The sequence below is a fragment of the Thalassolituus marinus genome (assembly GCF_020320395.1).
GTDB lineage: Bacteria > Pseudomonadota > Gammaproteobacteria > Pseudomonadales > Oceanobacteraceae > Venatoribacter > Venatoribacter marinus.
Genome location: NZ_JAEDAH010000088.1, coordinates 182,366 through 193,403, shown reverse-complemented (window position 1 = coordinate 193,403; position 11,038 = coordinate 182,366). Strand labels below are relative to the sequence as shown.

At 53.0% G+C, this 11,038-nt stretch carries 8 protein-coding genes; 1 reads left to right on the top strand and 7 read right to left on the bottom strand.

Features of this window, described 5'->3' with window-relative positions:
• Positions 1-119 precede the first annotated feature (119 nt).
• From I9W95_RS13895 to ppc, 3 genes are all read right to left on the bottom strand, one after another.
• Complete coding sequence (locus I9W95_RS13895) at positions 120-947, bottom strand: hypothetical protein (RefSeq protein ID WP_225675907.1); 828 nt, start codon at positions 945-947, stop codon at positions 120-122.
• Positions 948-1,403: 456 nt separating this feature from the next.
• Positions 1,404-2,060 carry an adenylate kinase gene (adk, locus tag I9W95_RS13890; protein WP_225675905.1) on the bottom strand — a complete coding sequence of 219 codons (657 nt, stop codon included), beginning with the start codon at positions 2,058-2,060 and terminating at the stop codon, positions 1,404-1,406.
• Positions 2,061-2,264: 204 nt separating this feature from the next.
• Positions 2,265-4,919, bottom strand: coding sequence for a phosphoenolpyruvate carboxylase (ppc, locus tag I9W95_RS13885; RefSeq protein ID WP_225675903.1), 2,655 nt, complete (start codon positions 4,917-4,919; stop codon positions 2,265-2,267).
• A 216-nt stretch (positions 4,920-5,135) separates the two neighbouring features.
• On the opposite strand from ppc, the gene I9W95_RS13880 reads away from it, so the two are divergent.
• On the top strand, positions 5,136-5,468 hold the full coding sequence (locus tag I9W95_RS13880) for a hypothetical protein (protein ID WP_225675902.1): 333 nt from the start codon (positions 5,136-5,138) through the stop codon (positions 5,466-5,468).
• 6 nt (positions 5,469-5,474) lie between these two features.
• Here I9W95_RS13880 and mazG read toward each other — a convergent pair whose 3' ends face one another.
• The 4 genes from mazG to cysM all read right to left on the bottom strand — a co-directional run bounded on the left by mazG (position 5,475) and on the right by cysM (position 10,939).
• Positions 5,475-6,293: a nucleoside triphosphate pyrophosphohydrolase gene (gene mazG, locus I9W95_RS13875; RefSeq protein WP_225675919.1), complete on the bottom strand. Its 819-nt coding sequence runs from the start codon at positions 6,291-6,293 to the stop codon at positions 5,475-5,477.
• Positions 6,293-8,542: a GTP diphosphokinase gene (gene relA, locus I9W95_RS13870; protein WP_225675899.1), complete on the bottom strand. Its 2,250-nt coding sequence runs from the start codon at positions 8,540-8,542 to the stop codon at positions 6,293-6,295. Before relA ends, mazG begins: the two co-directional genes overlap by 1 nt.
• Positions 8,543-8,649: 107 nt before the next feature.
• The gene (gene rlmD, locus I9W95_RS13865; protein ID WP_225675897.1) at positions 8,650-9,966 is read right to left on the bottom strand and encodes a 23S rRNA (uracil(1939)-C(5))-methyltransferase RlmD; all 1,317 of its coding nucleotides are present in this window, start codon (positions 9,964-9,966) and stop codon (positions 8,650-8,652) included.
• A 76-nt stretch (positions 9,967-10,042) separates the two neighbouring features.
• Positions 10,043-10,939: a cysteine synthase CysM gene (cysM, locus tag I9W95_RS13860; protein WP_225675917.1), complete on the bottom strand. Its 897-nt coding sequence runs from the start codon at positions 10,937-10,939 to the stop codon at positions 10,043-10,045.
• Between the last annotated feature and the right edge of the window lie 99 nt (positions 10,940-11,038).

Genomic DNA, 11,038 nt, shown 5'->3' with positions numbered 1-11,038 from the left:
TCGGTTTTGTTTGGGTTTTGGCGAATGCAAACTTAACCGATTTTACTGCCGTTCTCATTTTTCACGCTTAAATGCGATGAACCAAAAAAAAAGCCCGGAATGAACCGGGCTTTCTTTAATCAGGCTTCCACTTTCGCTTTAGGTGGACGGCCACGACGCTTTGGCGCTGCCGCCGCAGCAGATGCTGCTGGCTTCGCTTTCGCTGGACGACCACGACGCTTAGGCGCTGCTGCAGGTGCAGCGGCTTTTGCCTTAGCCGGACGACCACGACGCTTCGGCGCTGCTGCTTCAGCTGCTGGCTTCGCCTTTGGTGGACGACCGCGACGCTTAGGTGCCGCATCTGCCGCTGGCTTAGCTTTAGCCGGACGGCCACGACGCTTAGGCGCTGCTGCAGGCTTAGTCAGAGCTTCTGCTTTGGCTTTCAGCTTTTTAGCTTCAGCCGCTGCTTTTGTATTCTCTTTTTTAGTGCGTGCCGCAACTTTAGCTGCATCCTGCTTGCTGCGGGTTTTCTTCCACTTAGCTTCAAAAGCGGCAACGGCTTTAGCCAGATCAGCATCTGCTTTAGCGGCCAGTGTGGCAGCAAAAGCTTCAACAGCTGCTTTCGCTTTAGCAGCGGCTTCTTCGCCTTTCGCTTCAATTTCAGCCGCTTTAACTGCGATGGTGGCAGTACGTGCAGCTGCTTTCAGAGAAGCCAGTTTTGCTTTTTCTGCTTTCAGAGCTGCTGCAGCAGTTGCCGCCGCACGCTTACCAGCAGGGGTTGTTTTTGCTTTAGCAGCATCTGCTTTTTTACCAGCAGCTTCTACCTTAGCCATTTGTTTAGTGACGGCTGCGGCTGCTTTTTCAGCTGCGGCTGCTGCTTTTGCTACAACAGCAGGTACTGCATCAGCAGCTTTAGTCGCTGCCGGCTTACGACCGCGTTTAGCTGGAGCTTTTTTAGGTCTGGCCATTTTGCTTTCCTCTGAAGTTTTTCTGATCAGGTAATCTGAACGCTAGCACAAATATATATGCACTGAAGCTAACCAGAATCAATAATAGTATTTTTATTATACAAATACCAAAATATTTAACGGACTAAGCAGGCCAGAGCGGTCTTTTTACTTACCGGGTGTAAAATAAGGCGCCGATATTTATTCTCGCGAGTCGTTAAATCATAAAGCCGGAAAATGAATATCACTCTGCCAGAGGATTATATAACCGAACCTCAGTTCGTATTAATGGAATGAATTCTTCTGACTTATAAACTGTTAAGTAAATACAGAAGCCGATATTCAATTAAGGTAACTTATTGAATGTCCTGAAAAAAGTTTGACTATTCAGTGACGCTTTACGGTTTTCTTACTATCCGGCTGAATACGCCGTGCACAAAAAAAGGGCCTTACGGCCCTTTTCTTCAATCGCGTCTGTTACTTCTGCAGAGAAGCCATTACACGATCAGTGATTTCCTGCAGGGAGCCAATACCTGGAATATGAGCATACTCAGGAGCCGCTTCACCTTTTTCTGCACGCAGAGACTTATAGAAGCTAACCAGAGGGGCAGTCTGATCGTGATAGATCGCCAGACGTTTACGAACGGTCTCTTCCTGGTCGTCATCACGCTGAACCAGATCTTCACCTGATTCGTCGTCTTTACCTTCCACTTTTGGTGGATTGTAAACAACATGATAAACACGACCGGAACCCGGATGAACACGACGGCCGCTCAGACGTTTTACAATCTCTTCATCAGCAACATCGATTTCAACAACATAGTCGATATCAACGCCTGCTTCGAGCAGCGCTTCAGCCTGAGGAATGGTGCGCGGGAAACCATCAAACAGGAAACCATTTGCACAATCTGCTTCCTGAATACGCTCTTTCACCAGACCGATGATGAGTTCATCAGAAACCAGACCACCGGTTTCCATGATTTCTTTTACTTTCAGGCCGAGTTCAGTACCAGCTTTCACCGCTGCACGCAGCATATCGCCAGTTGAAATCTGCGGAATAGCAAATTTGTCACAAATAAACTGAGCCTGAGTACCTTTACCAGCACCTGGCGCACCCAACAGAATTACGCGCATGCGCATACTCCTCGTGGTTAATAGAAACTGTTCAGCAGGCCTAAATTGTTCAATTTTCGACCAGCCTTGAGAAAAATAGGCCTAACCTTACTCCGAGCGCCACTATTGCTCAAGTGATTGTCACGAAAATACAGCCGTGAGAACGCCAGACTTTGGTATAGACGACAAAAAGAAACCGCGCCAATACTGGCGCGGTGCGGGGAATCAGCCAGTGTTACGCATACCAGCGGCGATGCCGGCCATACTGACTTTTAACGCCTTTTCAACTTCAGCGCTGATCACATCCTGATCCTGACGCTCGCGATAGAGCAACTCAGCCTGCAGGTAGTGCAAAGGATCTGTGTATGGATTACGTACACTCATCGACTGCTGCAATGCCAGGTTATTCTGCAGCAGGCTTTGCTGCTCCTTAATCTGCAGAACATGAGCACGAATAGTGGCCATACGACTGCGAAGCTGACTTCCAAGTGGCTGCAATTCAGGCTCCACCAGGCGCGCTTCATAATAATGGGCGATTTCTGCATCGGCTTTCGACAACACCATTTCCAGCATATCGATATAAGTACGGAAAAATGGCCAGCCCTGATACATCGATCGTAGCTCATCAAGCTTTCCGGCAGCTATTGCTGTGCCGAGAGCTTCGTCAGAGCCTAACCATGCGGGTAACATCAGACGCATTTGCGTCCAGGCAAAAATCCACGGAATTGCACGCAAGGTTTCAATACCACCACCGCTTTTACGCCGCGCCGGACGGCTACCTAATGCCAGCTTGCCCAGTTCCTGCTCAGGGGTTGCTGAACGAAAATAACGAACAAAGTCGGCGGTATCGCGCACCATCGCCCGATAGGATTTGACGCCGTCAGCAGCCAGCTGCTCCATCATCTCACGCCATTCCTCACCCGGAGCTTCTGGCGGTAGCAGGTTCGCTTCGAGTACAGCAGAAACGTATACCTTCAGGTTACGGGTAGCGACGTCGGGTAAACCGAATTTAAAGCGGATCATTTCGCCCTGCTCTGTCACCCGCAAACCATTTGCCACTGAACCCGGCGGCTGCGCCAGAATCGCCCGGTGAGCAGGGCCACCACCACGCCCAACGCTGCCACCGCGACCATGGAACAGGCGCAGACGAATGCCTTTGTCGCGAGCCACCGCAGATAACGATTCCTGCGCCCGGTACTGGGCCCATACCGCAGCCAGCTGTCCGGCATCCTTGGATGAATCGGAGTAGCCGATCATCACTTGCTGAGCGCCCTGACAGTAATCACGGTACCATTCCAGTGACCACAGTTTTTCCATACGTGGTGATGACTGTTTCAGGTCATCCAGGGTTTCAAACAAGGGGACAATGGGCAGATGATCACGTACGCCACAGGCTTGTAACAGCAATGCAACGGCCAGCACATCCGATGGCTCACTTGCCATGGAAATGATGTAACACGACACCCCGTCGCCGGCTCTGGTAGCCAGTACGTTCATAGTATCCAGTACTTCCTGTGCTTCAGCCGAGGGCTGCCAGCTGACCGGTATCAAAGGACGGCGCGACTTCAGTTCAGTGATCAGAAACGTCTGCTTTTTCTCTTCGTCCCAGCTGTGGTAATCACCCCAGCCGTAAAAATGACAAATCTCCTGCAACACATCAGCATGACGCGTAGATTCCTGACGAACATCCAGTCGCAATAAAGTCAGGCCAAAACAGGCAACGCGGCGCAGGGTATCAAGGAGCAGGCCATTAGCGACGCTCTCCTGTCCGCAGTCGACCAGGCTGTGATAGCAAAGCATTAACGGTTGCAGCAGCTCTTCTTCATCCAATAATGGCTGGCAGTGGCTGTCCTGACCTTTCGCCATCGCCGCCGCCCACACCTTGGTATCTTCCAGGCGTTCTCGCACGCTATGCAGACAACGCCGGTACGGCTCAAGCGTTTCCTCGCCAATGTAATGTTTCAGCTCGGCAGATGCTGCAGACATCGATAACTGCATGCTTAACTCTTCAACGTCGCGTAAAAACAGATCGGCCGCCATCCAGCGTGCCAGATGCAGCACTTCACGGGTAACCACTGAGGTTACGTTCGGATTGCCATCACGGTCCCCCCCCATCCAGGAAGAGAAACGCACCGGTGCCGCGGTCAGTGGTAATGCACCGGCACCACGCTCACGCAATGATTCATCCAGATTGCGCAGTAAATCCGGCACAGCCTGCCACAACGAATTTTCAATAACGGCAAAACCCCATTTTGCCTCATCTACAGCAGTAGGACGCACCTGACGAATTTCATCGGTGTACCAGATTTCTTCCACCAGAGAAGACAATTGCTGTTCTATGTGTGGCAGCGATGGATGGTCATCACGCAGGTCATCACGCTGTTGTAGCAGACTCGCGATCAGGTCGTATTTCTGAATAAGGGTCCGGCGGGTAATTTCAGTAGGGTGAGCCGTCAGTACCAGCTCAATATTGGTATCGGCCACTTTGTGTGTCAGTTCGACACCATCCACACCGGAGGCCTGCAGCCGGTCGAGCAGGGAATTAAACATCTGCTCGACTTCATCCTGATGAAAATCCTGACGGCGCCAGCTGGCTCCATGCTGTTGCTCAGCAATATTGGCGAGATTCAGGAACTGATTGAAACCTCGCACTACAGGAACCAGTGCGTCATCCGGCATGGTTTTCAGCAGTGCCAGCAGGCGATCACGTTCAGCGTTGTCACCAGCACGGGCTTTTTTCGCCTGTTTACGGATATCTTCAATACGCCGCAGCATTTCGTCGCCGTACTGATTTTCGATGGTGTGACCGAGAAGGTTTCCCAGCAGGCGGACTTTATCTCTCAGCAAGGGGTCTAACTGCAAGGCTTCCTGTTTGCTCATAACTGCTCCTCTGCCCATGATTCTATGAGTGTGCGGAAATTCCATGAGTAGCAATATGGCACTGAAACAGCAACCGATGCCACACCCTTTCCACGATAGTCGTACAGGCCACAAATTGCATCAAATGTCAGGATTTCGGTAACACTTTGTTGACGAAGCAACCTTTCTCCCCACGAACGTTCTAAGCTGAAGGAACTCAGCAAAGGAATTAACCGCATGAAAGCTTCAGAATTATTAACCCATTGGGAAAAGGAATTTGGCGAGCCGCTGACCGAAACTCAGTATGCGCTGCCATTAAATGTACGCGATGCTGCACGACTGGAAGCACTGGCAGAAATGTTTCCAGGATGTACGAAAGAAAGACTGTTGAGAGACCTGATCAGCGCTGCTCTGTCTGATCTGACCAGCGGATTCCCATACGTCGCCGGAGACAAAGTCATTGAACGCGATGAAGAAGGCTTCCCGGTGTATGAAGATGTCGGGCCAACGCCACAATTTCTGGAGCTGACCCGAAAGCATATGGTACGCCTGCAGAAAGACGCACATTAACAGGGCTCAGTCTGCCTTAGCTTCCTGTTGCTTGGCGTACTGCCAGGCACTTTCCATGCTGTCCTGGGTGGCGGTTTGCCAGCCACCCTGTTCGGCTATGCGCTTTTCAACGTCGGCAAAGCGCCGACTGAAACGATCATTGGCTGAGCGTAAAGCAGTTTCTGGGTCAATTTTCACGTGCCGTGCCAGATTGGTCACAGCAAATAAAAGGTCACCGATTTCATGCTGCAGCCGGGACTCATCCCTTTGCTCCAGCTCGTCCTCCACTTCGGCCAGTTCTTCGCGGATTTTATCCACAACGCCTGCGATATCAGGCCAGTCAAAGCCCACCTTGCTGACTTTCTTCTGAATTTTCACCGAACGTGTCAGCGCCGGCATTGCCACCGGAACATCGTCCAGCATACTTTCCGCTATCTGTGGCTTAAGGGCTTTTTCCTGCTGCTTGATCGCATCCCAGTTGGCATTAATCTCTGCCTCTTGCGGACTGACCGCCGGGTCGCGCTCACTGTGCAGGGTTCCCAGTGGAAAAACATGAGGATGACGGCGAATCAGCTTTTCCACCAGGCGGTGGATTATTGACCCTAAGTTAAACAGCTTACGTTCATCAGCAATCTGGCCATAGAAGATCACCTGAAACAAAAGATCGCCCAGCTCTTCTTCCACATGCGACCAGTCCTGGCGTTCAATGGCATCAGCCACTTCATAAGCCTCTTCCAGCGTATGCGGAACGATAGTGGCGAAATCCTGCTTCAGATCCCACGGACAGCCGGTCTGCGGATCACGCAGACGGCGCATCAGATACAGCAGATCGTCGAGCTGATACATCACAGACGCGCTCCATTGCGCACGCGTTTGGCAGATACCACGTTCGGCAGCTGTGCAATTTTATTCATCAGACGACCAAAGCGCTCAAGGCTCTCAACCTCGATGGTTATCTGCATGTTGGCCGTGTTCTCACCCTGATTCGACAGCGTGTTCACGGCGATAACGTTAACCCGTTCATTCGCCAGCACAGCCGACACATCACGTAGCAAACCAGTCCGGTCGTACGCCTGAATCAGCATGTCCACAGGGTAAGTGTGGTGCGGACGGTTACCCCAGCTTACCTGCAACACCCGCTGTGGTTCGGTCGCTTCCATATGCAGCAAATTGTCGCAGTCACTGCGATGCACGGTCACGCCACGCCCGATGGTGATGTAGCCTTTGATATCGTCACCCGGCACCGGCTGACAGCATTGCGCCAGATGGGTCAGCAGATTGCCGACGCCTTCAATATAAATGCCGTCAGATTCAGTATTACGCGTCGCGGGCTCAGAGCGGCGTGCCAGCGGCAGCTCCTGCTGCGGGGTACCAGAATCCACTCGCTTCAGTACCGCATGTACAATCTGACCGACCCGCAGGTCTCCGGCGCCAACAGCAGCGTACATGTCGTCAACGGACTTCATGTTCATGTCCTGCGCGACATCCACCAGCGGTTCGTTGGCCAGATCAAGACGGTCCAGCTCGCGCAGCACCATCTGCCGGCCTTCGTCGATATTCTGATCGCGTGCCTGTAATTTAAACCAGTGCGCAACTTTAGCCCGCGCCCGCGTGGTGTGAATATAACCCGCATCCGGATACAACCAGTCGCGGCTTGGGTGGGCATTGGCGCTGGTGAGAATTTCAACCTGCTCACCGTTTTTAAGCAGATACGTCAGCGGTACGATGCGGCCATTTACTTTAGCCCCACGACATTTATTGCCGACTTCGGTGTGCACGCGGTAAGCGAAATCAACCGGGGTTGCCTTCGGCGGCAGATCCACCACGTGACCTTCCGGAGTGAACACGTAAATCCGATCCGGATTAATATCTGCACGTAATTCACCCGCCAGTTCCGGCAGGTCGTCCAGTTCTTCGTGCCATTCCAGTACCTGACGCAGCCAGGCGATTTTCTGTTCGTAGCCCTGATCCTTGGCATTGAGGTCAGTGCCTTTGTATAACCAGTGAGCACAGACACCAAGCTCGGCATCTTCGTGCATAGAGTCTGTACGAATCTGTACCTCAAGCACTTTCCCTTCCGGCCCGATTACCGCGGTATGCAGAGAGCGATAGCCGTTTTCTTTCGGGTTGGCGATGTAGTCATCAAATTCGTTGGGAATATGTCGCCACTGGCTGTGAACAATACCAAGCACGGCGTAACAATCGCGTACTTCCGGCACCAGAATACGCACTGCGCGAATATCGTAAATCTGAGAAAAATCCAGATTTTTACGATTCATTTTACGCCAGATACTGTAGATATGTTTGGCCCGGCCATACACATCACATTTGATACCAACGCCGTGAATTTCTTCACGCAGGCGTTGCACCACTTCATTAATGTAGTCCTGCCGTGCCAGACGTTTTTCATCCAGCAGCTTAGCAATTTTCTTGTAGGAATCCGGCTGCAGATAACGGAAGGCCAGATCTTCCAGCTCCCACTTCAGATGACCAATACCCAGACGGTGAGCCAGTGGCGCATAAACGTTAAAGACTTCTTCCGCCACACGACGACGCTTGTCTTCCGGGCCATCTTTTACCGCACGAATGGCGGTGGTTCGTTCGGCCAGCTTGATCAGGGCGACACGGACGTCATCAATCATGGCAACCAGCATTTTGCGCAGGTTTTCCACCTGAGCTTCACGCTGACCCAGCACGATTTTATCGCTGGTTTTCTGAATCGCGCTGATGGCCGCCATACGCAACACACCTTCAATCAGTTTGGCGACTTCTTCACCAAACTCACGCTCAACTTTCAATAACGCCAGACGACCTTCACGCACCGCTCTGTAGAGTACGGCCGCAACCAGAGAGGCACTGTCAAGGCGCAGATCGAGAAGAATCTGAGCCATTTCCATACCCATCTGCATACTGTCGATAGACCAGTAAGTACGGTTGGCGATTGCTTCATCGGAAACCTGTTTGGCAATATGCAAAGCACGACCAAGGACCTCCGGGTCCTTGATGTCATATTGCTGCTTAACGTTCTGCAGCCAGCTCTCTACATCCAGTGAGCCGTCATGAAGCAGTGGGTGGTCTTCTCTGACCTTAACCATGACTATTAGCCTTCTGTCGTCGCCTGAAACCGTACGCAGGATTCAGGGCTTATATAATGATTGTCTTATGACACGTCAGACGTGCCATCCATTCCCTTGTTCAGCTGTCAGCGACGACCCGCTTCCAGCAACACCATGGTTTCAACATGGTGCGTCTGCGGGAACATATCCATGATCCCGGCTTTTTTAACTTTATAACCTGCAGCCACCAGCACATTCAGGTCTCGCGCCAGCGTCGCGGCATCACATGACACATAAAGTACGCGCGGTACCTTACGTTCGACGAGCTCGTTCATCACACCTGCGGCACCGGCACGCGGTGGGTCCAGCAGCACGGCATCCGGTTGTGGCAGATCAGCCAGCCCGCCCTGACCACTGAGGTCGGCGCATTTTGCCTGCAAAGGAAGGGCCAACTTCTCAGACTGTTGGCTTAGACTGGCCACCATAGTCTCGTCGCCTTCCACCGCAAAAACACCTGAACAGCGTTTTGCCAGCGGCATACTGAAATTGCCGTGGCCGGCGAACAGATCCCACAACACTTCGTTCTCACCTGGCGCAAGCCATGTCATTGCCTGCTCAACCATGGCCCGGTTGACCGCACCATTCACCTGAACGAAATCATCCGGCTGAATACGCAGCTCCATGCCATCGACGACGTGGTGCAGAGGCTGAGGCTTATCCGGCCAGACGCAATGTGGCGGCTGGTCTTTGTCTGTTTTCAGCCACAACTGCAACTCTACGTCCGACGCCAGCTCCTGCAGGGCATCAGTCAGAACCTGCTGATCAGCGGCGGATAACGGTTTGAGAACGCGCAGCACCAGAGCCAGAGCATTATCTGCGAGTAAGGGTTCAATCTGAGTGATTACCGCCCGCCCCTGCAGCTGCTGAATCAGCTCGCGCCACCAGGCCCAGTCGAGTGCCGGGTTGTCGTCCAGTACCGGACAGCGATCAATGTTGGTCAGGTGCTTCGATGCCGCCTCTCGGAAGCCAACGAAAACCTCATCACGCTCCTTGCTTGAGCGCACACCCAGGCGGGCTTTGCGACGGTAGTGCCAGGGTTGGCCGGTAATAGCATCCGCCCACTCAGGCACGTCAACCTTCTGACGCATCAGTTCACGCGCGACGCGATCCTGCTTAAAGCTGACCTGGCCCGCATACGCCAGATGCTGAAGATCACAACCGCCGCAGCGCTGATAATGAGGGCATTGCGGTTGTACGCGCTGGTCGGAGGTTTGAATAATATTAAGCAGGCGAGTCTGCCAGACTTTGCGGCGACGCCCGTCCAGAACGACTTCCACCTCTTCTCCCGGCAAGGCTCCGGGTACGAAATAGATGTCCCTGTTGCGACGGGCAACCCCTTCCCCGTCGGAAGTGAGGTTATCAATCTGAAGTGTGAGTCGTTGTGAAGAGCTGGCCGGTTTCACCTGTAATCCTTATCGTCGTGGCGATGGCCACGGAGTCTGGCGCACAGTATGGGGGCCAGCCAGCCTTTTTCAACCGTTAACGCGGGGCAAAGACCCCGGATGACAGGTAGCGGTCACCGCGATCACAGATAATCGCGACAATCGTGGCGTTCGTGACCTGCTCGGCGATACGCAGCGCCCCTGCAACAGCACCACCAGATGATACACCGCAGAAGATACCTTCACGACGCGCCAACTCGCGCATGGTGTGTTCTGCCTCCTCCTGACTGATATCCAGTATCTGATCGACGCGATCACGTTCGAAGATGGTCGGCAAGTACGCCTCCGGCCAGCGACGAATCCCCGGAATAGCAGCGCACTCTGCGGGCTGCAGACCAACAATCTCAATCGCCGGGTTCTGTTCCTTCAGGTAACGTGACGTGCCCATAATGGTGCCGGTTGTTCCCATTGAACTCACAAAGTGGGTAATCTGCCCCTGGGTCTGGGCCCACAGCTCCGGACCTGTGCTGTAATAGTGAGCTTCCGGGTTATCGCCGTTACCGAACTGATTAAGCACCTTGCCTTCGCCCTTCGCTTCCATCGCCAGTGCGAGATCGCGCGCGCCTTCCATGCCTTCTTCTTTGGACACCAGAATCAGTTGTGCTCCGTAGGCTTCCATCGCCCAGCGACGTTCCATGGTGGCGTTGTCCGGCATAATCAGAATCATGCGATAGCCTTTGATCGCCGCCGCCATGGCCAGCGCAATCCCCGTGTTACCGCTGGTTGCTTCAATCAGCGTATCACCCGGATGAATATCGCCCCGGCTTTCAGCCAGATTAATCATCGACAGTGCCGGGCGATCCTTCACCGAACCCGCCGGATTGTTACCTTCAAGCTTCAGCAATACGGTATTGCTGCTGTCGGCAGGCAGCAGGCGCTGCAGGCGAACCAGAGGAGTATTGCCAACGCAATCGGCAATAGTAGGGTAACGAATATCGGTCACGGTGAATCTCACTTATCACTGCTTATAACTGAAAGGCGCACAGTGTAACTGCGACTACCGGGCTGCGGTAATATCAATTGGTGATTTGGT

Bases quoted from the DNA above. Each gene is read 5' to 3' on its own strand.
- I9W95_RS13895 (WP_225675907.1), bottom strand. From the start codon at position 947: ATGGCCAGACCTAAAAAAGCTCCAGCTAAACGCGGTCGTAAGCCGGCA.
- adk (WP_225675905.1), bottom strand. From the start codon at position 2,060: ATGCGCGTAATTCTGTTGGGTGCGCCAGGTGCTGGTAAAGGTACTCAG.
- ppc (WP_225675903.1), bottom strand. From the start codon at position 4,919: ATGAGCAAACAGGAAGCCTTGCAGTTAGACCCCTTGCTGAGAGATAAA.
- I9W95_RS13880 (WP_225675902.1), top strand. From the start codon at position 5,136: ATGAAAGCTTCAGAATTATTAACCCATTGGGAAAAGGAATTTGGCGAG.
- mazG (WP_225675919.1), bottom strand. From the start codon at position 6,293: ATGTATCAGCTCGACGATCTGCTGTATCTGATGCGCCGTCTGCGTGAT.
- relA (WP_225675899.1), bottom strand. From the start codon at position 8,542: ATGGTTAAGGTCAGAGAAGACCACCCACTGCTTCATGACGGCTCACTG.